This window comes from Shewanella rhizosphaerae, from assembly GCF_019457655.1.
GTDB lineage: Bacteria > Pseudomonadota > Gammaproteobacteria > Enterobacterales > Shewanellaceae > Shewanella > Shewanella loihica.
This window is the reverse complement of the sequence record NZ_CP080420.1, coordinates 3,451,008-3,474,685: the sequence shown is the minus strand read 5'-3', so window position 1 is coordinate 3,474,685 and position 23,678 is coordinate 3,451,008. Positions and strand designations below refer to the sequence as shown.

The 23,678-nt window shown below is 54.2% G+C and carries 24 protein-coding genes and 8 tRNA genes; 22 read left to right on the top strand and 10 right to left on the bottom strand.

Annotated features, from left to right (window positions below):
* Positions 1 to 57: 57 nt before the first annotated feature.
* The 6 genes from lnt to K0I63_RS15150 form a co-directional block, all read right to left on the bottom strand.
* On the bottom strand, positions 58 to 1,656 hold the full coding sequence (lnt, locus tag K0I63_RS15175) for an apolipoprotein N-acyltransferase (protein ID WP_220081557.1): 1,599 nt from the start codon (positions 1,654 to 1,656) through the stop codon (positions 58 to 60).
* A 26-nt stretch (positions 1,657 to 1,682) separates the two neighbouring features.
* Positions 1,683 to 2,558 (bottom strand): CNNM family magnesium/cobalt transport protein CorC, encoded by an 876-nt coding sequence (corC, locus tag K0I63_RS15170; protein WP_011866723.1) that lies wholly within the window; start codon positions 2,556 to 2,558, stop codon positions 1,683 to 1,685.
* A 27-nt stretch (positions 2,559 to 2,585) separates the two neighbouring features.
* The gene (gene ybeY / locus K0I63_RS15165) at positions 2,586 to 3,059 is read right to left on the bottom strand and encodes an rRNA maturation RNase YbeY (RefSeq protein WP_434086775.1); all 474 of its coding nucleotides are present in this window, start codon (positions 3,057 to 3,059) and stop codon (positions 2,586 to 2,588) included.
* Complete coding sequence (locus K0I63_RS15160; protein ID WP_144203653.1) at positions 3,049 to 4,092, bottom strand: PhoH family protein; 1,044 nt, start codon at positions 4,090 to 4,092, stop codon at positions 3,049 to 3,051. The genes ybeY and K0I63_RS15160 overlap by 11 nt, the downstream gene beginning before the upstream one ends.
* A 241-nt stretch (positions 4,093 to 4,333) precedes the next feature.
* Positions 4,334 to 5,758, bottom strand: coding sequence for a tRNA (N6-isopentenyl adenosine(37)-C2)-methylthiotransferase MiaB (gene miaB / locus K0I63_RS15155; protein WP_011866720.1), 1,425 nt, complete (start codon positions 5,756 to 5,758; stop codon positions 4,334 to 4,336).
* A gap of 98 nt (positions 5,759 to 5,856) precedes the next feature.
* On the bottom strand, positions 5,857 to 6,159 hold the full coding sequence (locus tag K0I63_RS15150; RefSeq protein WP_220078912.1) for a hypothetical protein: 303 nt from the start codon (positions 6,157 to 6,159) through the stop codon (positions 5,857 to 5,859).
* A gap of 255 nt (positions 6,160 to 6,414) precedes the next feature.
* Here K0I63_RS15150 and K0I63_RS15145 point away from each other — a divergent pair, with 255 nt between their 5' ends.
* From K0I63_RS15145 to K0I63_RS15085, 13 genes are all read left to right on the top strand, one after another.
* The gene (locus tag K0I63_RS15145; RefSeq protein WP_434086802.1) at positions 6,415 to 7,551 is read left to right on the top strand and encodes an FAD-dependent monooxygenase; all 1,137 of its coding nucleotides are present in this window, start codon (positions 6,415 to 6,417) and stop codon (positions 7,549 to 7,551) included.
* Between the two features lie 103 nt (positions 7,552 to 7,654).
* The gene (gene pth / locus K0I63_RS15140) at positions 7,655 to 8,242 is read left to right on the top strand and encodes an aminoacyl-tRNA hydrolase (RefSeq protein WP_220043130.1); all 588 of its coding nucleotides are present in this window, start codon (positions 7,655 to 7,657) and stop codon (positions 8,240 to 8,242) included.
* A 70-nt stretch (positions 8,243 to 8,312) separates the two neighbouring features.
* Entirely contained in the window at positions 8,313 to 9,404 is a 1,092-nt protein-coding gene (gene ychF / locus K0I63_RS15135) for a redox-regulated ATPase YchF (protein ID WP_220081555.1), read from the top strand.
* A 267-nt stretch (positions 9,405 to 9,671) separates the two neighbouring features.
* Positions 9,672 to 9,748: transfer RNA gene (locus K0I63_RS15130), tRNA-Met, on the top strand.
* Between the two features lie 69 nt (positions 9,749 to 9,817).
* Positions 9,818 to 9,902: transfer RNA gene (locus K0I63_RS15125), tRNA-Leu, on the top strand.
* 48 nt (positions 9,903 to 9,950) lie between these two features.
* A tRNA-Gln gene (locus K0I63_RS15120) sits at positions 9,951 to 10,025 on the top strand.
* A 25-nt stretch (positions 10,026 to 10,050) separates the two neighbouring features.
* Positions 10,051 to 10,125: transfer RNA gene (locus K0I63_RS15115), tRNA-Gln, on the top strand.
* Between the two features lie 20 nt (positions 10,126 to 10,145).
* Positions 10,146 to 10,222, top strand: a tRNA-Met gene (locus K0I63_RS15110).
* Positions 10,223 to 10,354: 132 nt separating this feature from the next.
* A tRNA-Leu gene (locus K0I63_RS15105) sits at positions 10,355 to 10,439 on the top strand.
* Positions 10,440 to 10,484: 45 nt separating this feature from the next.
* A tRNA-Gln gene (locus K0I63_RS15100) sits at positions 10,485 to 10,559 on the top strand.
* Between the two features lie 54 nt (positions 10,560 to 10,613).
* Positions 10,614 to 10,698, top strand: a tRNA-Leu gene (locus K0I63_RS15095).
* A 245-nt stretch (positions 10,699 to 10,943) separates the two neighbouring features.
* Positions 10,944 to 11,426: a hypothetical protein gene (locus tag K0I63_RS15090; protein WP_258406840.1), complete on the top strand. Its 483-nt coding sequence runs from the start codon at positions 10,944 to 10,946 to the stop codon at positions 11,424 to 11,426.
* A 12-nt stretch (positions 11,427 to 11,438) separates the two neighbouring features.
* Entirely contained in the window at positions 11,439 to 11,846 is a 408-nt protein-coding gene (locus K0I63_RS15085; protein ID WP_220081554.1) for a hypothetical protein, read from the top strand.
* A gap of 98 nt (positions 11,847 to 11,944) precedes the next feature.
* Here K0I63_RS15085 and K0I63_RS15080 read toward each other — a convergent pair whose 3' ends face one another.
* The 3 genes from K0I63_RS15080 to lolB all read right to left on the bottom strand — a co-directional run bounded on the left by K0I63_RS15080 (position 11,945) and on the right by lolB (position 14,449).
* On the bottom strand, positions 11,945 to 12,892 hold the full coding sequence (locus K0I63_RS15080) for a ribose-phosphate pyrophosphokinase (protein ID WP_041407381.1): 948 nt from the start codon (positions 12,890 to 12,892) through the stop codon (positions 11,945 to 11,947).
* 65 nt (positions 12,893 to 12,957) lie between these two features.
* Complete coding sequence (gene ispE, locus K0I63_RS15075; RefSeq protein ID WP_220081553.1) at positions 12,958 to 13,812, bottom strand: 4-(cytidine 5'-diphospho)-2-C-methyl-D-erythritol kinase; 855 nt, start codon at positions 13,810 to 13,812, stop codon at positions 12,958 to 12,960.
* Positions 13,799 to 14,449 (bottom strand): lipoprotein insertase outer membrane protein LolB, encoded by a 651-nt coding sequence (gene lolB / locus K0I63_RS15070; protein WP_220081552.1) that lies wholly within the window; start codon positions 14,447 to 14,449, stop codon positions 13,799 to 13,801. Before lolB ends, ispE begins: the two co-directional genes overlap by 14 nt.
* A gap of 319 nt (positions 14,450 to 14,768) precedes the next feature.
* On the opposite strand from lolB, the gene hemA reads away from it, so the two are divergent.
* The 4 genes from hemA to K0I63_RS15050 all read left to right on the top strand — a co-directional run bounded on the left by hemA (position 14,769) and on the right by K0I63_RS15050 (position 18,431).
* Positions 14,769 to 16,019 (top strand): glutamyl-tRNA reductase, encoded by a 1,251-nt coding sequence (gene hemA, locus K0I63_RS15065; protein ID WP_220081551.1) that lies wholly within the window; start codon positions 14,769 to 14,771, stop codon positions 16,017 to 16,019.
* Positions 16,020 to 16,032: 13 nt separating this feature from the next.
* Positions 16,033 to 17,118 carry a peptide chain release factor 1 gene (prfA, locus tag K0I63_RS15060; protein ID WP_144203669.1) on the top strand — a complete coding sequence of 362 codons (1,086 nt, stop codon included), beginning with the start codon at positions 16,033 to 16,035 and terminating at the stop codon, positions 17,116 to 17,118.
* A 38-nt stretch (positions 17,119 to 17,156) separates the two neighbouring features.
* Entirely contained in the window at positions 17,157 to 17,999 is an 843-nt protein-coding gene (prmC, locus tag K0I63_RS15055) for a peptide chain release factor N(5)-glutamine methyltransferase (protein ID WP_220072077.1), read from the top strand.
* 189 nt (positions 18,000 to 18,188) lie between these two features.
* A complete protein-coding gene (locus K0I63_RS15050) occupies positions 18,189 to 18,431 on the top strand; it encodes a hypothetical protein (protein ID WP_220078907.1) in 243 nt (80 codons plus the stop codon).
* Positions 18,432 to 18,532: 101 nt separating this feature from the next.
* Here K0I63_RS15050 and K0I63_RS15045 read toward each other — a convergent pair whose 3' ends face one another.
* Positions 18,533 to 18,958, bottom strand: a complete 426-nt coding sequence (locus K0I63_RS15045; RefSeq protein WP_258406888.1) for a GNAT family N-acetyltransferase — start codon at positions 18,956 to 18,958, stop codon at positions 18,533 to 18,535.
* A 122-nt stretch (positions 18,959 to 19,080) separates the two neighbouring features.
* Here K0I63_RS15045 and K0I63_RS15040 point away from each other — a divergent pair, with 122 nt between their 5' ends.
* From K0I63_RS15040 to K0I63_RS15020, 5 genes are all read left to right on the top strand, one after another.
* Entirely contained in the window at positions 19,081 to 19,467 is a 387-nt protein-coding gene (locus tag K0I63_RS15040; RefSeq protein WP_011866704.1) for a SirB2 family protein, read from the top strand.
* Positions 19,467 to 20,255: a transglutaminase family protein gene (locus K0I63_RS15035; protein WP_220078906.1), complete on the top strand. Its 789-nt coding sequence runs from the start codon at positions 19,467 to 19,469 to the stop codon at positions 20,253 to 20,255. Before K0I63_RS15040 ends, K0I63_RS15035 begins: the two co-directional genes overlap by 1 nt.
* Positions 20,256 to 20,381: 126 nt before the next feature.
* On the top strand, positions 20,382 to 21,659 hold the full coding sequence (locus K0I63_RS15030; RefSeq protein WP_220081550.1) for a DUF819 family protein: 1,278 nt from the start codon (positions 20,382 to 20,384) through the stop codon (positions 21,657 to 21,659).
* A 51-nt stretch (positions 21,660 to 21,710) separates the two neighbouring features.
* A complete protein-coding gene (gene kdsA, locus K0I63_RS15025) occupies positions 21,711 to 22,559 on the top strand; it encodes a 3-deoxy-8-phosphooctulonate synthase (protein WP_220043122.1) in 849 nt (282 codons plus the stop codon).
* Positions 22,560 to 22,792: 233 nt separating this feature from the next.
* Positions 22,793 to 23,677 carry a DMT family transporter gene (locus K0I63_RS15020; RefSeq protein ID WP_220081549.1) on the top strand — a complete coding sequence of 295 codons (885 nt, stop codon included), beginning with the start codon at positions 22,793 to 22,795 and terminating at the stop codon, positions 23,675 to 23,677.
* Position 23,678 lies beyond the last annotated feature (1 nt).

The following is a 23,678-nucleotide window of genomic DNA, read 5'->3' as shown; positions in this document are numbered from 1 at the left end:
TATATCTGTTCGAAAAATGTTGGAGGGCCAGTTATAGCACTAAATCTAGAGCTAGAGCTAGAGCCTTAGTCTGCGGATCACGGCGCCGATTAAGATGATGGTGCACAGCAGCAGGAGTGGCGTCTGGCCCCAGTGGGCGAAGCCCGTGCTGCCGGACACCAGCGGCACCTCGGCCTTGAGCACTCCGGTTTCAAACTGCGGCAGGCTGTGGGTGATCTTGCCCTGTGGGTCGACCACGGCGGTGACGCCATTGTTGGTAGCTCTTAGTAGCGGCCTGCCCAGTTCGATGGCGCGCATCTGGGCGATCTCCATGTGCTGCAACGGCCCATTTGAGCGGCCGAACCAGGCATCGTTGGAGACGGTGAGTAGCAGCTCTGTACCGGCATTGACGTTAGCTCTGAGCTGCTCGGGGAAGGCTATTTCATAACAGATGGCCGGCGCCAGCTGATGCCCTACGGCGTCTAGGTTAGGCTGCTGGAAGTCGCCTCTGGCGAAGGAGGACATGGGCAGGTTAAAGAAGGGCGCCAGCGGCCTGAGCAGATCTTCCAGCGGCACAAACTCGCCGATGGGCAGCAGATGGTGCTTACGAAACTCGTTGCTGCCATCGCCGCGATAATCGGCGCTCTCTTGTTGTAGCTGCTGGTGGTTACCCAGGACGATCAGCGAGTTATAGAAGCGATTCTGCTGCTTGCTGATGATGCCCGTGATGATGGCGCTGTTATTCAGGTTGGCGACCTTGTTGGCGTTGTCGAGAAACTCTTCCACCATATACTCGGGGGCGGGGATCGCCGCCTCAGGCCAGATAAAAAGGTCGGTGTCGGCCAGCGACGGCCTTGAGAGATCCATATACTTAATCATGGTGGGCCAGAGCGCCTCGGGCTGCCATTTCATGCTCTGGGCGATGTTGCCCTGCACCAGCGCCACCTTGACCGACTTGCCCGTAGGGGTAATGGGCGATAGTTGCGCGCTGGCGAAAGCCCCCAGGCCGGCAAGGGCGGCGATAAGGAGCAGCGGTGCTACTCGCAAGCTAAATGAGCGCGGCCCATTTGAGCTCACTCCATTTGAGTCCAGCCTATCAGTGCTATGGGTAAAGGCGAGGGCTAAGGCGCCGGCGATCATGGCTAGGACAAGGCTGAGCCCCAGGGCGCCTATGTTGCTGGCAAGGGGCGCCAGTGGTCCATTGGTTTGGCTATAGCCGCCCCAGAGCCAGGGGAATCCGGTCAGCACCCAGCCTCTGGCCCACTCGGTCAGCACCCAGGCGGCGGGGAAGACGGCGAGAAAGCGCAGTGTGAGCGACTTAGGCACCAGCTTGATGCTGAGGTAGGCCGCCAGCGCCGGGTAGAGCGCCAGGTAGAGGGCCAGGATGGCCATCAGACCCAGTGAGGCGATAAGCGGCAGGCCACCGTAGGTGTCTATGCTGACATGCACCCAGCTGATCCCCACAGAGAAACAGCCAAAGCCGAAGCTTAGCCAGTAGAGAAATGTCTGTTTCGGGGTAAGCCGGCGACTGTGCCCGAGAGCGAACGCCATGGCCAGCGGATAGATGGGCCAAAGTGCATAGGGGGCGAAAGCCAGTGCGGTACTGGCACCTGCCAGATAGGCGAGTACCAGCCGTATTACAGGATGATGGGCAATTGCCCTAAGTCGTAGCAGCATTATAGCCTCATCAGGGGACCGAAGGTTTACGCGTTTTCTTCTTCGGTCTGGGGATCGGGAAGTTTCACCCTGAGCTGAACCAGCCTGCGGGTGTCGGCGCTAATCACCTTAAATTCAATCTCATCTATGGTGATCTTCTCGTTGCGCTCGGGCAGGTGGCCAAAGGCGTGGGAGACCAGGCCGCCGACGGTATCGAACTCTTCGTCACTAAACTGAGTGCCGAAGGTCTCGTTGAAGTCGTCGATAGGGGTTAGTGCCTTGACCATATAGATCTGTTTGCCCACCTTGCGGATCTCTGTCTCTTCGGCGGAGTCGTGATCGAACTCATCTTCGATCTCGCCGACGATCTCTTCGAGAATATCCTCGATGGTGACCAGACCGGAAACGCCACCATATTCATCGACGACGATCGCCATATGGTAACGCTGGGAACGGAATTCCTTCAGGAGCACGTCGACACGTTTGCTCTCTGGCACCACGACGGCCGGACGGATCACCTGCTCGAGGGAAAAGGGCTCGTCGTTATTTTTAAAGCCATACTGCAACAGGTCTTTAGCCAGCAGTATGCCTTCGATATGATCTTTATCTTCGTTGACCACGGGGAAGCGGGAATGGGCCGAGCCTATGACGGTCGACAGCAGCTCCTCTACCGTGTTGTCTATTTTTAGCGCCACAATTTGTGCCCGTGGGATCATGATGTCACGCACGCGCAGATCGGAGACTTCTAAAACACCTTTAATCATTTCGCGCGTGTCTTCGCTGATCACTTCTCTCTGTTCAGCGTCGTGGATCACCTCCACTAACTCGTCGCGACTCTGTGGTTCGCCCTGGAATAACTGACTTACTTTTTCAAACCAGCCCTTCTTATGGGCGTTGCTACTCGGTGGGTTATCGTCACTCATAGTAATTTCCTGACCAGAATTGGCCGGCTATTGCTCCTTGTAAGGATTGGGAAATCCCAAACTTTCAATAAGTTGAGTCTCTAAAGACTCCATTTCTTCTGCTTCGCTATCGATAATATGATCATACCCTAGCAGATGCAGACAACCATGTACAACCATGTGGGCCCAGTGGGCTGTAAGGCTTTTTCCTTGGATCTCAGCCTCCTGCTCGACCACAGGCACACAGATAACTAAGTCGCCCAGCAGAGGCAGTTCAACCTCAGGCGGCGACTCGAACGGGAATGATAGCACATTTGTCGGCTTGTCTTTGCCTCTATAGGTATGATTTAACTGCTGACTTTCAGCCTCATCCACCAGGCGTATGGTCATCTCGGCCTCGGGCATGGCATTGCCAAGGGCCAGACGTACCCAAGACTCGAACTCTTCCTGGCTCGGCAATTGTTCGGCCTGGGTCGCAACCTGCAGATCTAGGTGCAGTGCTATTGGGCTATCAGGCATCATGGTGCTTAGGCTCCTCCGCCTTAAACTGGCTCTCACGCTTGGCCTTTTCGCTGGCTACCTTCTGATCGTGCGCCTCGTAGGCCTCGACGATACGGGCAACCACGGGGTGGCGCACCACATCCTTGGCCTGGAAGAAGTTAAAGCTCACCTCGTCGACTTCGCTAAGCACCTCGATGGCATGGCGCAGACCAGACTTCTGATGCTTGGGCAGGTCGATCTGAGTGATGTCGCCGGTGATCACCGCGCGGGAGTTGAAGCCGATACGGGTGAGGAACATCTTCATCTGTTCTACCGTGGTATTCTGACTCTCGTCCAGGATGATGAAGGCATCATTCAGGGTACGGCCACGCATGTAGGCCAGGGGCGCGACTTCGATGACGCTGCGCTCGATCAGGCGCTCGACCTTCTCGAAACCCATCATCTCAAACAAGGCGTCATACAGGGGGCGCAGGTAAGGGTCGACCTTCTGGCTGAGATCGCCAGGCAGGAAGCCGAGCTTCTCTCCTGCCTCGACCGCAGGGCGAGTCAGCAGTATGCGTCTCACTTCCTGACGCTCCAGGGCATCGACCGCTGCGGCGACCGCCAGGTAGGTCTTACCCGTACCGGCCGGGCCGATACCGAAGGTGATGTCGTGGCGCACTATGTTGGCGACATAATCGCTCTGGTTAGGGTTGCGGGGCTTGACCACGCCGCGCTTGGTCTTGATATATAGCTCTTTGTCGTCGCGGGGGGCGTCGGCCTCCAGGGCGATCGCCTCTTGTATCGCCATGTGCACTTTATCGGGCTCGAGGTCTGGCGTGCTGCCGCGTACCGGCTGCGTCTCGATATAGAGCTCTTTGAGCAGGTTATTGACCGTCAGGCAGTTGCGGGCCTGACCGACAATTTGAAAATGGTTATTGCGATAGTTGATCTCGACGCCGATGCGACGCTCGAGTTGTTTGATGTTGTCATCAAAGGGGCCGCAGAGTGAGGCTAGCCTACGGGTATCAGACGGCTCGAGATACAGATTGAGCGTGGTGAGTTTGTTTGACAAAAATAGCTCCAGTTGCGTTTGTCGTGAATGCGTGTGCCGTCGGGTGTCATGCCCGACAGACTATAGTGACAGTTTACGAGGCATTAAGTTTAATTGCTAATGCTATTTGATTACACCATTTGATCGAAAACTCGCCGCCCTTAAAAGGTTTATGGATTCAAGGCGCAGTAAAAATGCACGATAGAAATGCGCAATAAAAAAGCGACCCTGGGGTCGCTTTCAATTCGCATTTTAGAGATGCCTAAGGGATAAACTGTGTCACCCCAAGATCGTCATCTTTCTTATGCTTGGCCAGGATGTCTGATGGACGCAGGTCACGGCGCAGGTCCATCTCATCTTCGCCGCGAATGAATTTGCCACGCAGCGAGTTGGTAAACACATCGACGATCTCGACGTCGACGAAGCTACCTATGTGCTTAGGATCGGCTTCGAAGTTCACTACTCGGTTGTTTTCGGTGCGGCCACGCAGCTCCATAGGGTTCTTCACCGATGGGCCTTCTACCAGGATACGCTGCACTGTGCCTAGCATCTGGCGGCTGTAGCGCATCGCCTGCTGGGTGATTCTGTCTTGCAGAATCGCCAGGCGCTCCTTCTTCTCATCCAGCGAGACATCGTCGGGCAGATCCGATGCCGGTGTACCCGGGCGTGCGCTGTAGATGAAGCTGAAGCTGTGGTCGAACTGCACATCTTCAATCAGCTTCATGGTATCGGCGAAGTCCTGCTTAGACTCGCCAGGGAAGCCGACGATGAAGTCAGAGCTGATCTGAATGTCGGGTCTGGCCTTACGCAGACGACGGATGATCGATTTGTATTCGATAGCCATGTGGCCACGCTTCATCTGGGTGAGGATAAGATCCGAACCAGATTGCACCGGCAGATGCAGGAAGCTCACCAGTTCAGGCGTATCTTCATACACGTCGATGATGTCTTGGGTAAACTCGATCGGGTGGCTGGTGGTGAAACGAATACGATCGATACCGTCGATGGCGGCCACATAACGTAGCAGCTCGGCGAAGGTACAGATATCGTCATCGTGGGTCGCGCCGCGATAGGCGTTCACGTTCTGACCTAGCAGGTTAACCTCACGCACGCCTTGCTCGGCGAGCTGGGCGATCTCTAGGATCACGTCGTCCACCGGACGGCTCACCTCTTCACCGCGTGTGTAGGGCACCACGCAGAAAGAGCAATACTTGCTACAGCCTTCCATGATGGAGACGAAGGCGCTCGGGCCCTCGGCGCGCGGCTCTGGCAGGCGGTCGAACTTTTCAATCTCGGGGAAGCTGACGTCGATGACGGCTTTGCCGCCTTGCTGGATCTGTTCGATCATCTCAGGCAGACGATGTAGCGTCTGTGGGCCGAAGATCAGGTCGACACACTGAGCTCTATCTTTGATTGCCTTACCTTCTTGAGACGCCACACAGCCACCTACACCTATGATAAGGTTAGGGTTCTTGTCTTTTAGCGTCTTCCAGCGACCCAGCTGGTGGAATACTTTTTCCTGTGCTTTTTCGCGAATCGAGCAGGTATTGAGTAGCAGTACATCTGCTTCCTCGGCCTCTTCGGTCAAGGTGTAGCCTTGATATTCGTCGAGCAGGTCGGCCATCTTTGATGAGTCATACTCATTCATCTGACAGCCCCAGGTTTTAATGTGGAGTTTCTTACTCATCAGTTTTGCGCCGTTGTTGCAACTACTGGGAAAAATAGCGCGACATTTTACCCTCTGCGCCGCCTGCTGGCTAGCTTTTGCACGTCATAAGGGTGAATTTACTCGGTGCGCGCGGATCCTTTGACCGGGAAATCCACCAGGGCGACCTGCGCCTCGGGCGTCTGAGTAAAGAAGGCATCGGCCATCGCCTGGCTGCTGTTTTTGGCCTGACGCTGTATGCTTGTTTGGATCTCCGCCCTATAATGGCTCATTAATTCAATCGTATATTGATATAGGGCATAATCAAGCGAGTTGCGATAGGTTACAGTAATCCTCTCCATCCCAGAGGTGGGCGCGGCAAGGGCCGAGGCCGAGATTAGACTGGCGGCGGTGATTAGGCTGGCTAGCAGTAACTTTTTCATAGGACACTCCGTGACACTCAGCAGTAATGGTTAGCTGTATTGCAAGTTAGCTGTGAACTGAGAGTGTAAAGTCGCAAATGGCGTTATGCGCCGCGCCTTTGTAACTGAGTGTGAGTAGTTGCCTGCCTGGTAACATTTATACACGCAATCCGTCGATGTGACATATTTGGTAATAAGAAGTAGGGAGTCGAACCCAAGGTGAGTCAGAACCAGCGCAAGACCTTAGTGAAAGATGTTGTCGTGTTAGGCGGCGGTATGGTGGGGGCGGCGACGGCCCTCGGGTTGGCGCAGCTTGGCCTGTCGGTGGCGATGGTTGAGGCCTATGTGCCCAAGGCCTACGACAGTGAGCAGGAACTGGATCTTAGGGTATCGGCCATCAGCGTGGCCTCAGAGCAGTTGCTCGAGCGCCTCGACGCCTTGACTGCACTCGGCGAGATGCGTCAGGTGGCCTACAAAGGTCTGGAGACCTGGGAGATGGAAGGCTGCATCACCCAGTTTCATAGCGACCAGATTGGCGCCTCTCACCTTGGTCATATCGTCGAGAACCGTCTGGTGCAGCTGGCCCTGTGGCAACAATTTGACCGACATGACAATCTCAGTCTGCTCTGCCCTGCAAAGGTCAGCCAGTTTGCCCGCATGGAAGGCGGCATTCGCCTCACCCTGGAGGATGGTAGCGAGATAGAGACGCGGCTGTTGGTGGGGGCCGATGGCGCCAACTCTCAGGTACGCCAGTGGGCAGGGATCGGCGTGACGGGTTGGGATTACGCCCAGTCGGCCATGCTGATCAATATCGCCACCGAGCAGGACGAGCAGGATGTCACCTGGCAGCAGTTTACCCCTAAGGGGCCGCGCTCCCTGTTGCCGCTGCCGGGTAAGCACGCCTCCCTGGTGTGGTACGACGATGCCAGTCGTATCGCTCAGCTACAAAGCCTAAGCAATCAGGCGCTGTATGAGCAGATAGATGCCCATTTTCCTAAACGTCTGGCGCGTGAGTTTAAGGTGCTCTCTAAGGGAAGCTTCAAGCTGACCCGTCGCCACGCCCAGCGCTACTTTGACGATCACCTGGTCATCTTGGGGGACGCCGCCCATACCATCAACCCGCTGGCCGGCCAGGGCGTCAACCTGGGTTTTAAGGATGTCAGCGCCCTGATAGACACCTTCGCCGATGCCATCGCTAACCATAAATGTTGGTGGGATAACGAGGTACTCAAGGCCTATCAGGCTAAGCGTTACACCGACAATCAGCTGATGATGACCACCATGGATCTCTTCTACGCCGGCTTTAGTAACGAGCTGTTGCCGCTGAAACTGCTTAGAAACGGCGCCCTCAAGCTGGCTAACATAGACGGGCCCATCAAGCAGAAGGTGCTGAAATACGCCATGGGGCTATAAGCTCCGGCCATATTGCCCTTGTCTGGGATAAATTTGTTGCCGACTCGATTGAGTGCTAAAATGCCGCGTTTTTTATTGGCACTTGCGAATGGACAAGGGTGAAATGAGCAATATAAAGCTTATCGTAGGCTTGGCTAATCCAGGCGACAAATATGAGCAGACTCGGCACAACGCAGGTGCATGGTATGTCAACGAGCTGGCACGGGTATGCGGTGTCAGCCTGGTGGCCGACAGCAAATACTATGGCCTGACCGCAAGGGCGACCCTGTACGGTAAAGATGTGCGCCTTTTGATCCCAACCACCTTTATGAACCTCAGTGGTAAGTCGGTGGCGGCCTTGGCAAACTTCTTTCGTATTGCTCCCGATGAGATCTTAGTGGCTCACGATGAGCTGGATATGCCTCCAGGTGTGGCTAAGTTTAAGTTGGGCGGCGGTCATGGTGGCCATAATGGCCTCAAAGACATCATCGCCAAGCTCGCAAACGACAAAGGTTTCTATCGCCTGCGGATTGGCATTGGCCATCCAGGCGACAAGAGCATGGTCAGCAACTATGTGCTGGGTAAGGCGCCGCAGACCGAGCAACGCCTCATCGAAGAGGTGATTGACGAGGCGGTGCGCGCCACCGAGGTGCTCTTTAAGGAAGACATGAGTAAGGCGATGCACAGGTTGCACTCTTACAAGGCCGGTTGAGTCGATTCGTCGGCAATGAACAGCTTCATTATCGCCTCGGCGATAAGGTTAATTAAATAAAGGTAATAATATGGGTTTTAAATGTGGCATCGTCGGCCTACCAAACGTAGGTAAATCGACTCTGTTCAACGCCTTGACTAAGGCGGGTATCGAAGCGTCAAACTTCCCGTTTTGTACGATCGAGCCTAACACGGGTGTGGTACCTGTGCCGGATCCACGTTTGGAGGCCCTGGCGGAAATCGTTAAGCCTGAACGTGTTCTGCCGACTACCATGGAATTCGTCGATATCGCCGGCCTGGTAGCCGGTGCCTCGAAAGGGGAAGGCCTGGGTAACAAGTTCCTGGCAAACATTCGTGAAACCGATGCTATCGGTCACGTGGTGCGTTGTTTCGAAGATGAGAATATCGTACACGTCGCCAACAAGGTTTCGCCTGCGAGCGACATCGAGGTGATCAACACCGAACTGGCACTGGCTGACTTAGATTCTTGCGAGCGCGCCATCTTGCGTCAGCAAAAGCGTGCCAAGGGCGGCGACAAAGATGCTAAGTTCGAGGTGAGCGTACTCGAGAAGATGCGCCCAGTACTGGATGAAGGTCACATGCTGCGCTCTATGGATCTGAGCAAAGAGGAGTTGGCGGCGGTTAACTACCTTAACTTCCTGACCCTCAAGCCAACCATGTATATCGCTAACGTTGCCGAAGATGGTTTCGAGAACAACCCACACCTGGATGCGGTACGCGAGATCGCGGCGAAAGAGAATGCGGTAGTCGTGGCCGTGTGTGCGGCTATCGAATCTGAGTTGGCCGAGATGGATCCTGAAGACCGTGACGAGTTCATGGCCGACCTTGGCCTGGAAGAGCCTGGTCTAGATCGCGTGATCCGCGCCGGTTACGAACTGCTGGATCTGCACACCTACTTTACCGCCGGTGTGAAAGAGGTTCGCGCCTGGACAGTGCCAGTTGGCGCCTGTGCGCCGCAGGCGGCTGGCGTTATCCACACCGACTTCGAACGTGGCTTCATTCGTGCCCAGGTGATGTCTTATGACGATTTCATCGCCTACAAGGGTGAGGCAGGTGCCAAAGAAGCGGGTAAACTGCGCGTCGAAGGTAAGACCTATGTGGTTAAAGATGGCGATGTGATGCATTTCCTCTTCAACGTTTAGCGGTTGACGTCGTTCTTGGCGGCGAAAACCAATAAACGCTTAGGCGGCTCGATACTCATATCGGGCCGTTTTGCTTTCTCCCATGGGGAAAAATAGGCGTTAATTGCAGGTTTTTAGGGGCGAATTGCATAAGGCCTGTTCACTTTGGTGAGTTTATAGGCGAACGGCTAAGATAGTTTAAATTAGCGAAAAAAAGCTGTTGACCTGCCTACGCTGAATAAGCATAATACGCCCCGTTCCTCAGCAAGAGGGGCGCGAAATATCGATGGCTATGTAGCTCAGCTGGTTAGAGCACAGCACTCATAATGCTGGGGTCGCAGGTTCAAGTCCCGCCATAGCTACCATCCTTTCAAGATGTAAAATTGATAGTGGCAGACGCCATCATCTGTTCAAGATGTAAAACTAGAAGCAGTGCGGGAGTGGTGGAATTGGTAGACACGCCAGATTTAGGTTCTGGTGCCGCAAGGTGTGAGAGTTCAAGTCTCTCCTCCCGTACCATTTATTTTTGACTAGAGGTTGTCTACCTTTAGTCTTAAGCAAGAAAATTGGGGTATCGCCAAGCGGTAAGGCACCGGGTTTTGATCTCGGCATTCCTAGGTTCGAATCCTAGTACCCCAGCCATTTTCCTCTTGCTTAATTTGATTCTTGGGGTATCGCCAAGCGGTAAGGCACCGGGTTTTGATCTCGGCATTCCTAGGTTCGAATCCTAGTACCCCAGCCATTTATCAGTAAGATAAATGTGGCTATGTAGCTCAGCTGGTTAGAGCACAGCACTCATAATGCTGGGGTCGCAGGTTCAAGTCCCGCCATAGCTACCATCTTATTTCAGGTAAATCCGCCGTTATCGGCGCCATCTGCTCAAGATGTAAAACTTGAGGTCTGCTAGTTAGTTGAGCCTCGGCTCAGACATATGACTAGAATCTTCATCAAGATATAAAACTAGATGCTAAGCGGGAGTGGTGGAATTGGTAGACACGCCAGATTTAGGTTCTGGTGCCGCAAGGTGTGAGAGTTCAAGTCTCTCCTCCCGTACCATTATTTGAGGTTATAGGTGTATCCTGTAATCTAAGCCGAGCTTGTTGGGGTATCGCCAAGCGGTAAGGCACCGGGTTTTGATCTCGGCATTCCTAGGTTCGAATCCTAGTACCCCAGCCATTTTTATCTAGCTTAAGATGTTAAACTAAGCCATCTAATCAGATGTAAAGCGATGCGGGAGTGGTGGAATTGGTAGACACGCCAGATTTAGGTTCTGGTGCCGCAAGGTGTGAGAGTTCAAGTCTCTCCTCCCGTACCATTATTAAGATTGCAAAGAGCCTGTCCAAGTGACAGGCTTTTTTGTATCTGTCTTTTACCTATCCGTCATTTGTTTATCTATCAGTTGCCTGTCAGGCCAGAATCTGCCCCCTCTGATTCGAGATTTAAGCGTCGCTTCAATCCTTGCGTGAAGCCCTCAAGTCACAAGCCGACTCAAGCTTTGATCTAACTGGCTAGTCGCTGCTAGGCCCCTGTGATAGCATGAGTTTTTTATTATCACAGGGAGTGACAACCTTGAGCATTAAAACATTAGTCTGCGGCCTGAGCCTGCTGGCGCTTAGCTCTTTTATGATTAGCCCTCTGGTGCTGGCACAGCCCAGCGCGCTAACGATAAAACAAAACACCAAGCCTAAGTCTTCAGACCGCTATATTCGCGCGGTGCATCAAGAGATAGAGACCCATAACATAGGGTTAGATAAGACCCGCTACGCCATCCTGATGGGCATGCTGAATACCAAGGGCTTCGCCTGGGTGTATGACGGCGAGGGCGAGGGTTATATTCTGGCGCGCTTCGACTATCGCGGCGACACCAATGTGATGCGCATCGAATACGACGAGTCCCTGGTGCAGCTCAAGTATCAAGATGCCCTGGGCGATTATCAGTGCGCAAATCTTATCGACGGGATCTGCTATAAGAATGGCCGAGGCTACTTCAACTACATCAAGAACCTCAGAGCCAGCATCGCCAGACAGCTGCAAATGCGTTAAGGAAGCGTGAAGATGAAAAAGATTATGCTAGGAATGCTCATAGGTCTAAGCCTTGCAGCGCCATTGCAGGCACAGGGGCTGCACCTCTATCAAGATCCTATTCCACTGGGCAGCTATGTGGCAGATTACGACGATATGCTGGACAAGGCCGTGTCTCGCAACCACTGGCGCTTCGAGCGTGAGGGGGACAAACGCTTCGCCAGACTGAGCTACAAGACCTACGAGATAAACGTCGAGCTGGTTGAGAGTGACAAGGGCATCGCCATCACGCTGATCGATGCCAAGCGCGAAGGCTGCACCAAGAATTGTGACGTCGACATGGACAAGGTCAGTGGCTGGCTGGTCAAACTGCGCCGCACCATCGCCTATGATCTTACCCTGGCGGTGCGTGATGACGCCTTGAGGCGCACGGTCAGATAAGAGTAGGCATAGATAAGCATTCGCTGACACTAAGTCATGCTAGATACAAAAAAGCCACTCGATTGAGTGGCTTTTTTCGTTACCCTTGAAGCTTGTGATTAGTGCTTAAACATCGCAGAGATAGACTCTTCGTTGCTTACGCGGCGGATAGCTTCGGCCATCACGCTAGACATGGTCAGCTGAGTCACTTTATCCAGTGCCGCCATCTCTTCACTTAGTGGGATGGTGTCGGTCACAATCACTTCATCGATCACAGACTCGGCGATGTTCTTAGGCGCGTTGCCTGAGAATACTGGGTGAGTGGCGTAGGCGAATACGCGGTTAGCACCGTGCTCTTTAAGTGCTTCGGCTGCTTTACACAGGGTACCGCCAGTGTCGATCATGTCGTCGACTATGATGCAGTCGCGGCCTTGAACGTCACCAATGATGTGCATCACCTGAGCAACGTTTGCCTGTGGGCGACGCTTGTCGATGATAGCCAGATCTGAGTCGTCCAGTAGCTTGGCTACGGCGCGTGCACGTACCACACCACCAATGTCTGGTGAAACCACGACTGGGTTGTCCAGCTGCTTAGCCAGCATGTCTTCCAGCAGCACAGGGCTACCGAATACGTTATCTACAGGTACATCGAAGAAGCCCTGGATCTGCTCGGCGTGCAGGTCACAGGTCAATACGCGGTCAACACCAACGCTTGATAGGAAGTCGGCGACTACCTTAGCGGTAATAGGTACACGAGCACTGCGTACACGACGGTCTTGACGAGCGTAACCGAAGTAAGGAATAACCGCAGTAATACGGCCAGCAGATGCGCGACGTAACGCGTCTACCATAACGATAAGTTCCATCAGGTTATCGTTAGTAGGTGCACACGTAGATTGAATGATAAATACATCCGCCCCACGTACATTTTCGTTAATCTGGACACTGATTTCACCGTCACTGAAAACGCCAACCTCAGCGTCTCCGAGTTTACAAAATAGGCGATCTGCTATCTTCTTGGCGAGACTGGGGGTTGCGTTACCAGCAAATAGTTTAATGTCAGGCACTGTATGGACCTCAGGCGTATGCTTCATTGTAATTGTCGGGATAACCTAGGCTATCCCGCATGAACTTAGTGCTGCGTTAACCGCAACACTAATGGTGATTTATTTGTCCCCTTGGCGATGAAACCGCACAAACCCGCCGGCAATTTGGCAAAAACATGCTCTGCCTGCTGGCGTGTGTCGAAGATACCGAATACACATGCTCCGGTCCCCGTCATTCTGGACGGCGCATATTCTATCAGCCACGCCAATGCTTTGGCAACTTGGGGGTATCGCTCGGCGACTCTGGGTTGGCAATCGTTGTGCCAGTCGCTGCTCATTAAATCATCCATGGAGAGCTTAGGCGTATCCCGTGGCAGCAGGGGATCGTTAAACACCTCGGCGGTGGAAACGTGAACATCCGGGGTCAGGATCAGGTACCAATTTTCCGGCGCCTCGACCGGGATCAACTTCTCGCCGACCCCTTCGGCAAATGCCGCTAAACCATTAATAAAAACAGGGACATCAGCACCGAGAGACAGGCCTATCTTTGCCAGTTCATCCTGTGATAATTGAGTCTGCCACAGATGATTCAGGGCGACCAGTGTGGTGGCCGCATCGGATGAGCCGCCACCTATGCCGCCGCCCATTGGCAGTTTTTTATCCAGCCAGATCTCGGCGCCTTGATGGGTGCCTGTGTACTCCTGCAAAGATTTTGCAGCTTTTAGAATTAAGTTATCGCTATTTGCAACAACAGCTTCCATCTCGGAATGCAGGGTGAGGCTGCCGCTGTCGTTGACGGCAAAATCCAGGTAGTCGCAGTAGTCGATAAACTGAAACAGGGTCTGTAGCTCGTGGTAGCCATCGGCGCGGCGGCCGTTGACGTGGAGAAACAGGTTGAGTTTAGCCGGTGCCGGCCAGGCGGTGGATCTATTGCTTGTCATCTGTCGATTCCGGTTGTGATGCGCGCTTGGGTGTCAGTGCCTGCCACTGGCTGACCTGTAGCTTTAAACGAATTTCGTCGCGCTCTAGCTGCAGCAGTCTCGGCAGCTCGGCGCCGCTCTGCTCTTGCCAGCTGTTGAAGCTGACGTGCCAGGGGCTGCTGCCCGTGTGGTTGAGCACCTCCTTGGGGCGCCCCTGCTCGTCGACCGCGACCACCTCATCCTGAGCGGAAACCTGCCCCGTGATCCACAGGGGCAGGGTGTCGACCGGTATTGACCAGCCGGTGAGGCGCCTGAGCAGGTCTTCGGCATCGCTATTCTGATACACCTTGTCTTCGATCTCTAGGCTCGCCTGGCTAGGGGTCTTGTTGAGGGTCATGACCGTGGTGCCTAGCATAGTGGTCAGGGTCAGGTCGTCGTTAGTCTGGGTATGAAACCAGTAGAGGTTGGTGCTGAATTTATCGTCTGGGGTGCGCACCGCCAGCTTGCCCTGCAGCTCCCAGGCCTCTGCCTGGTTAGCACTTTCTACCTGTGTGGGGGCGTAGTCGATCGGTTTGTGGGAGGCACAGCCGGCGAGGGTCATTAGCGCTAAGGCCGCACAGCTTGCCGAAATTTTTGTGAAGTAGTTCAAATTATTCATCTATGGCTAAAATCACTAGCGCATATCATACGAGGGCTGACTTTAAATACCAACGACTAATCCCAAATTTCCTGCCAGCCTAGGCTAGGGTTAGCAATGGCTAATTTTCGCTTGAGCCTGAGGGCTTGATTTTAAGCCTCAGGTTTAATAGAAAAAAGTTGTGACAAGCCAGATTATTGTTCGGTTTTGTTAAGCGTATTCTGTTTTTAGTCGACTCAATTGCGTAGAATGACTGGCATTAAGTGAGATGATTCGGGCCTATGGCCGGTAGTCAATGAACTCGCAAGATTAACAGACCCTAGAGACCAGAAAGAGTCAGATGAGCCTTGTAGCAATCGGTATTAATCATAAAACAGCCACTGTAGACCTACGAGAAAAGGTAGCGTTTGCGCCTGATAAAATTCATGAAGCGATGAAGAGTCTTGCCAGTCGGACTAAGACAGGGGAGGCGGTGATCGTCTCAACCTGTAACCGCACCGAGCTCTATTGCAACACGGGTGATGAGGCGGATGTGATCAGCTGGCTGGAGTCTTATCATCAGTTATCTCACGATGACGTATTGCCCTGCCTGTACAAGTATCAGGGGCAGCAGGTGGTACAGCATCTGATGCGAGTCTCGTCGGGACTCGACTCGCTCATTCTCGGCGAACCGCAGATCTTAGGTCAGGTGAAGCAATCTTTCATGAAGGCCAAAGAGGCCGGTACGGTTGCCGTCACCATGGACAGACTGTTCCAAAATACCTTCTCGGTGGCCAAGAAGGTGCGCACCGAGACAGAGATCGGTGCCGCCGCCGTATCGGTCGCCTTTGCGGCCGTGAGCATGGCCAAACATATTTTCTCGGCGCTGAGCGCCACTAAGGTGCTGCTGATCGGCGCCGGTGAGACCATAGAGCTGGTGGCGCGCCACCTGAAAGACAATGGTGTCGACTCCATGATAGTCGCCAACCGTACCATTTCCCGCGCCGAAGCCATGTGTGAAGAGTTCGGTGCGACGGCAATTACGCTCGAACAGATACCAGATTTTCTCCCTAAGGCCGATATCGTGATATCCTCTACCGCCAGCCCATTACCTATACTGGGTAAAGGCATGGTAGAAAAAGCGCTTAAGCAGCGTCGTCATCAACCTATGTTATTGGTTGATATAGCAGTTCCTAGAGATATCGAGGCCGAAGTTGCCGATCTGGACGATGCCTTCTTATACACGGTTGACGATCTGCAAAGCATCATTGAACAGAATATGGCCTCCCGACGTGAGGCGGCCGAGAAAGCTGAATTAATTGTTGAAGAGGAATCTCATCATTTCATGGAGTGGATTCGATCGCTAGAGTCGGTCGACAGCATCCGTGAATACCGAAGCCAGAGCATGGCGATCAGAGATGAGTTGGTTGAGCGAGCGATCAATAAGTTGGCCCAGGGTGGTGATAGCGAGCAGCTAATACTGGAACTGGCGAACAAGTTGACCAATAAGTTGATCCACGCCCCGACCCAGGCGCTCACCCAGGCGAGTCGCCGCGGTGACCTCAATAGCTTAGGACAATTAAGAGCAGCGCTCGGACTAGATAAAGACTAAGGTTAGCGTTGTAATGAAGGACAGTGTTATTCGCAAGCTCGAAGGCTTGCTTGAGCGTAATGAAGAGGTTTTGGCGCTGCTGAGTGATGCGGAAATCATCGCCGATCAGGAGCGTTTTCGCGCTCTGTCCAAAGAGTATTCTCAACTCGAAGACGTGGTAAAGAGCTTTAAGGCTTACCGTCAGGCAGAAGAAGATCTTGCCTCGGCGCAGGAGATGCTCGCCGAAGATGACGCCGATCTGAAAGAGATGGCGCAAGAAGAGATTAAAGAAGCCAAGGCGACCCTGGACGTCTTGGAAGGCGAGCTGCAGATCCTGCTGCTGCCAAAAGATCCTAAAGATGACAACAACGCCTTCCTTGAGATCCGCGCCGGTGCCGGTGGTGACGAGGCGGCTATCTTTGCCGGTGACCTGTTCCGCATGTACAGTCGCTATTGCGAGGCAAACCGCTGGCAGATGGAGATCATGAACGCCAACGAAGGCGAACATGGTGGCTTCAAAGAGATCATCGTTAAAGTCTCAGGCGATGGCGTCTATGGCAAGCTCAAGTTCGAGTCGGGCGGACACCGCGTACAGCGCGTGCCTGAAACCGAATCTCAAGGGCGTGTGCATACCTCGGCCTGTACCGTGGTGGTAATGCCTGAGATCCCAGAAGCCGAGGCGATCGAAATCAATCCTGCCGACCTTAAGGTCGACACCTTCCGCGCCTCAGGTGCCGGTGGTCAGCACGTTAACAAGACAGATTCTGCCATCCGTATTACCCATATTCCTTCGGGTATCGTAGTAGAGTGTCAGGATCAGCGCTCGCAGCATAAAAACCGCGCCCAGGCGATGAGCGTCTTGGCCGCCCGTATTCAGGCGGTGGAAGATGAGAAGCGCCGCAGCGAAGAGGAATCGACACGTCGTAACCTGGTGGCCAGTGGTGACCGCTCGGAGCGTGTGCGTACCTATAACTTCCCTCAGGGACGTGTGAGCGAGCACAGAATCAACTTGACCCTCTATCGCCTCAGCGAAGTGATGGAAGGCGACCTCGATGCCATCCTCGGCCCCTTGATGCAGGAAAACCAAGCCGACATGTTAGCAGCCCTTTCCGAAGGTTAATCTTGCTATCATTGCCGCTAGGTGATTAAGGATATGCTTTGTTCCAGACGTTAGCACAGGCCCTCGAATGGGCCTCGACTCGACTCCAGGATGTGTCTGACAGTGCCAAGCTCGATGCCGAGGTGATGCTGCTGCATATCATTCATAAGCAGCGCAGTTATCTCTATACCTGGCCAGATGAGCGTCTGACCAGCGAGCAGGTGACCGAGTATAAGCAGATGGTTGGTCGCCGCGAGTTAGGCACCCCCATCGCCCATATCGTCGGCGAACGGGAGTTCTGGTCGCTGCCCTTCATGGTTAATCCCACCACGCTGATCCCGCGTCCGGATACCGAGATTTTGGTAGAGACGGCCCTTAATCTGCCTTTGGCGGAGAATGCTAAGGTGCTGGACCTGGGGACTGGCACCGGGGCGATTGCCCTGTCGCTGGCCTTCGAGCGTAGCCACTGGCAGATCACCGCTGTAGATAAGGTGCTCGAGGCCGTCGCCCTGGCAAAGGCCAACCGCGACAATCTCAAGTTGCCTCAGGTGGAGGTGCTGCAGAGTGATTGGTTCGACGCCATCAATCGTTATGACTTCAACCTGATCGTCTCCAATCCGCCCTATATCGATGAGGAAGATGAGCACCTGTCCCAAGGGGACGTGCGCTTCGAACCCCATAGCGCGCTCACCGCAGGTGAACATGGCTATGCGGATCTCTTCTACATCGCCGAGGCCGCTCGCGATTATCTGGCGCCCGGCGGCTATCTGCTGCTTGAGCATGGTTTCGGCCAGGCTCTTACGGTGCGCGATAAGATGATCGAGCTGGGTTACGAGGCGGTCGCTACAGTACGCGATTTTGGCAGCAACGACAGGTGTACCCTGGGTCGCTGGCCAAGATAGTTGGATTTGGTAGCTTCTTAGCTTAAGCCGCAGCAATAGCACCTCACCGCGCGACACTAAAAACGCCATGGGCCTGAGCCTGTGGCGTTTTCTTTTCGTAATATTGTCGTTCTGTTTTAATGCCTCCCAGGATAGTCCATACTCAACAGGTCGCAGGCTAGGGCTGACCTAGCGTCTCAGGAAAACACCATGAAAATGATCGCTATGTTACTGGCCTTGTTAATCATCGGCCTCTTGTATTATCAGCAACTCGCCAAGCAACCTGTGCTCAGCGAGCAGACCGAGGCGGCCCTGGAGGCCACTCAAGGCACAGGTCCTAAGGTGCCGACCCGCCCGGATGAAATCGCCACCTTCGATAAGGAGATGAACGCCCTGATGCAGCAGGAGGCCGAGAAGCGGGCCAAGGCGTTAAAAGAAGCCGAGGGCCAGTAGCGCTTAAAAGAGAGGCCGTTAATGTTTGAAGAAGCCTCAGGCGGTCAAAATTGATTCTCTAAGCTTGGTTAGCTTAGATTTGCTCGCTTAGATTTAATTGCTTAGAGCGTCTTGGTCATGAAGTATTTACAGCCCGTCTTAGGGTATTGCTCCTGAGTCCACTCAAGTCGATAGTCTCTGGCCTCGTAGAAGGGACGTGCCTGAAAGTTTAGGGTGTCCAAGATGGCGTAGATGCAGCCGCGTTCCCTGGCGATACGTTCGGCCTCTTCTAACATCTGGCTGCCGATCTGTTGTCCTCTGAGCGACTCGCTCACCCAGAAGTTATCTATCATCAGCCAGTTGCCGAATGTGCGCGCCGACAGGCCGGCGACCATCTCTCCCGCCTCATTCTCTAGCTTAAGCCCCAGGGGTAAGCGCTCGCTCACCTCCCAACGCTGCCAGTTAAACTCGGCGATTTTTTGTTTCACCCTGTCGGCGAATTCATCGGAGTCATCATGGGTAAAGTTAATTTTGCTATCAGTGTTCAAGTGACGTTTCCTGTATGAAAATTATCTGGCGGCATTATTGCTAAGAATCAAGAGTATGATATTGGTGCCCCGGCCTTTGATCGGGTACACTAGCGCCTTTGCGAGCCACGAAAGAAGATATAATGGACAGTTTATACCCAGCTATTAAGCATATACACCTCACCCTGATTGCCGTGAGTGTGCTGTTTTTTATCGTACGATTTGTGCTGCATCTTAAACAATCAGCCATCATGGACAAGAAATTTGTTAAGATCGCGCCCCATGTGATCGATACCTTCCTGCTGCTCTCCGGCCTAACCTTATGCTTCATCATCAAGCAGTATCCGTTTCAGGATGCTTGGTTGACCGAGAAGATAGGCGCAGTGATCGCTTACATCTTCCTGGCGGCTATCTCGCTTAAGGCTAACCGTAACAAACTCTTCAAGACCTTCGCCGCCCTAGGCGCGCTGGCCTGGGTGATGTACGCTGCGAAAATTGCCATGTTTAAACAAGCAATATTAATGAGCTAATGACAAACCTGATCTTAAACGAGGCGCTCTCCCTTCCAGAGAGCGCCTTTGATATTTCCGAGCATCTGGGATTTTCCGATAAGGAAGCGGCTAAGTGGGCCTGGTTTGAACTGGCAGGCGCTGTACTTAGCCACTATCTGGTCGACAGAGAAGCCCGTCTCGAGGCGCTGTTGCAGTGGTTCTATCAGGATCTCGGCTTCTGTGCGCGAGAGTCCTATTTCAGTATCGAGGCGGCAGATCTCGCCAGCTGCATCACCACGCGGCAGGGGAACAGTACCACGCTGGCAAGCGTGCTTATGCTGCTGGGTAAGCAGCTGGACCTGGTGTTGCAGCCGCTGCTGTTGCCGGGCACCACAGTGCTGAGCTGTCGTATCGACGATAAGGTTCGCTATATCGACCCGCTCACCGGGCAATCCCTGACTCGTCATCAACTTCACGTGTTGGTGCGCGGCGAGTTAGGTAATGGCGCGCCCTTTAAGCCGCGTTATCTGAAGCCTGCGAGCCTCAAGCGCCTGCTGTCACGCATGCTGCATGAGCTCAAGGCCGGCGCCATCCTGGCGAGCAAGTTTGAGAGCGCCATGGAGTGCTGTAACTTATTGCTGCAGTGGCACCAAGACGATCTGAATCTTAACCGGGAGCGGGCCTTTATCGCCCAGCAGCTAGGTTGTATCAGCGTCGCGGCGGCGGACCTGCGACACTTTGTCGATAACAGTCCCCATGACCCAGTGACCGAGCTGGTCAAATTACAGTTAAAAGAGCTTAACGACGAGGTTGAGGTCTATCATTAACCCTTAGCGTCCAGGCCAGGATGGCCTGCCGCGGGGGCGAAATTTGCCGCGATTGCCAATCGGCTTTAGCGGCCACCACTATAACTACAACAATAAATAACCCATACAAAATAAAAGGGAGATGAGATGAGCAGTACCGCGTTAGTCAGCAATGACGCCACGGCATTAGTCACCAATGATGCCACGGGCCTGGGCCTGTTGGCGGTGATCTTAGGATTCGTGTTTTATACCAACAGCAGCCAGCACCCATTCTGGGTGAAGTTTTATCGTTTTATTCCTGCGCTGCTGCTGTGCTACTTTCTGCCTTCGCTGCTCAACTCCTTTAATATCCTGGATGGCGATACCTCAAACCTCTATTTTGTCGCCTCCCGTTACCTGTTACCCGCCTGTCTGGTGCTGCTGATTTTAAGCGTCGACCTCAAGGCGATCCTAAGCCTGGGCCCCAAGGCGATCGTGATGTTTTTAACCGGTACCGTCGGCATAGTGATAGGGGGGCCAATTGCCTTACTTATCGTGTCGACCCTCAACCCTGAGATCCTCGGAGTGACTGGCCCAGATGCGGTCTGGCGCGGTATGACTACCCTGGCCGGCAGCTGGATTGGCGGCGGCGCCAACCAGGCGGCGATGAAGGAGATCTATGAGGCCGGTGGCAACATCTTCTCTATCATGGTGACGGTCGATGTGATCGTGGCCAACATCTGGATGGCGGTGCTGTTGTTTATGGCTTCTAAGGCCAAGGAGATCGATGCCAAGACCGGCGCCGATACCCGCGCCATCGAGACCCTCAAGCAGAAGGTAGAGAAGTATCACGCCGAAAACGCCCGTATCGCCAGCCTGCGAGATCTGATGATGATAGTTGCCGTGGGTTTTGGTATCACGGGCCTGGCTCATGTGATCGCCGATTTCCTTGGGCCCTTCTTCGAGGCCAACTATCCCTGGACTCGCGATTACAGCCTGACCTCTAAGTTCTTCTGGCTGATCGTGACGGTGACAACCATAGGCCTGGCCATGTCTTTTACCCCTGTGCGTCATCTCGAGGCGGCGGGCGCCTCTAAGGTCGCCTCGGCGTTCCTCTATATCCTGGTGGCGACTATCGGCCTGCATATGGATGTGTTCAAACTGTTTGACCCGGCCAACCTCTGGTATTTCGCCATCGGCATCATCTGGATGATAGTCCACGCCGGTTTCATGTTGCTGGTGGCCAAGCTGATCCGCGCGCCACTGTTTTACATGGCGGTGGGCAGTCAGGCCAACGTCGGCGGCGCGGCCTCGGCGCCCGTGGTGGCCGCGGCCTTCCATCCGGCGCTGGCACCTGTCGGTGTACTCCTGGCCGTATTAGGCTATGCTGTAGGCACCTATATGGCGTGGGTGTGTGGTCAGATACTGCAGGTCGTGGCCCAATAAAGAATTTGATTCCTGCCGGGCTTGCCCCGGCTTCTTAAGAGAGAAGTAGCGATGAGTAATAAAACCATAAAGTTAGGTAGCATTGAAATTGCAAACGACAAGCCTTTTGTCCTGTTTGGCGGCATGAATGTGCTCGAGTCGCGAGACCTGGCCATGCAGATCGCAGAGACCTATGCGGAAGTTACTCAGAAGCTGGGGATCCCTTATGTGTTTAAGGCATCGTTCGACAAGGCTAACCGCTCATCGGTGAACTCTTACCGTGGCCCAGGCATGGAAGAGGGACTGAAGATCTTCCAGGAGATTAAAGATACCTTTAAGCTGCCGCTGATCACCGACGTGCACGAGCCCTACCAGTGCCAGCCGGTGGCCGAGGTGGTGGATATTATCCAGCTGCCCGCCTTCCTGGCACGCCAGACGGATCTTGTGGTCGCCATGGCCAAGACTGGCGCCATCATCAACGTGAAGAAGCCGCAGTTCCTGGCGCCCCATGAGATGCGTCATATCATCACCAAGTTTAACGAGGCGGGTAACGACGAGATCATACTATGTGAGCGCGGCTCTTGCTTCGGTTACAACAACCTGGTGGTCGACATGCTGGGCATGGATGAGATGAAGCAGTCGGGTTACCCAGTGATCTTCGATGCGACCCACGCCCTACAGCGTCCAGGCGGACGTGCCGATAGCGCAGGCGGTCGTCGTGCCCAGGCCACAGAGCTGGCCCGTAGCGGAATGGCGCTGGGCTTGGCGGGTCTGTTTATCGAGGCGCACCCGGATCCAGACAATGCCAAGTGTGACGGCCCATGTGCTTTGCCACTGCATCAGCTGGAAAACTATTTGACCCAGATGAAGGCGATCGACGATCTGGTGAAGTCTTTCGACCCAATCGATACCAGCAAGTAAGAGAGCCTTTACTCAGACTGCTGTTAATCGAGGTCGACATCGAGGTCGACATAATGCTGAAGCCCCGCCTGTGCGGGGCTTTTTGTTGTCCGTTAAATTGTCTCAGGCACCTGCGCTTTAGCTTGCCATCGTCCCAAGGCTTAATCACACGGCTCACTGTCCATGAGGCATTTTCACTCGCCCGGCTGGCGGTTAGGCGTTAGGCTAGTAGCCCCTTTTTGTGAGAGTCGCTTATGTGGATTGTCTTTACCTTTCTCGCCGCCTTCATGCAGTCCTGGCGTAATGCCCTGCAGAGTCAGCTGAGCCGCGACGTCAAGGTCGCCGGGGTGACACTGGCGCGTTTTATTTGGGCTGGTCCGATCGCCGCCTGTTATCTTGCCGCGCTTTACATCTGGCTGCCGCCAGAACAGGCCGTTGGCGCCTCGCTTTTTCCCACCCCATTCTGGGGTTTCGTGTGCGGCGCCGCCTTGATGCAGATTGTGGCCACGGGTTTGATGGTGAAGCTGTTTCAGCTCAGAGACTTCGCCATAGGCGCAGGCCTTGCCAAGAGCGAGGCGATCGTCGCCGCCGTGTTTGGCGCCCTGTTTTTCGGCACCCAACTGAGCCTGCTGGGTTGGCTCGGTGTGGTGATAGGTGCCGTGGCCGTGCTCCTGATGAGCAAGGGGGCAGGGGTTGCCAGGCTCTCGCCTCAGGTGTTACTGCTGGGACTCGCCTGCGGCAGCGCCTTTGCGCTCACCTCACTCTGGGTCAGAGAGGCGAGCCTGGTGCTGACTCTGCCCTTTCCCCACAGCGCTGCCTGGGTGCTGTTGTGGGTGATAAGCGTGCAAACTGTCATCTTGCTGCTGTTTCTCTACTTGCGGGACCGTCAGACCCTGGCGGCCCTGTGGCGTCGGCCTAAGTTGACCCTGGCTATCAGCGTGACCAGCTGTCTGGGCTCCATCGGCTGGTTCAGCGCCATGGCCTTGCAGGCGGTGCCCTATGTGAAGACCTTAGGCCAGGTTGAGGTGTTCTTTACCCTAATTGTGGCGGGGAGTTATCTCAAGCAGAAGGTGAAGCCGAAGGAGATGACCGCCTTGCTGCTTATCGCAGTGGCGGCCATCTTGGTCATCTGGGGATGAT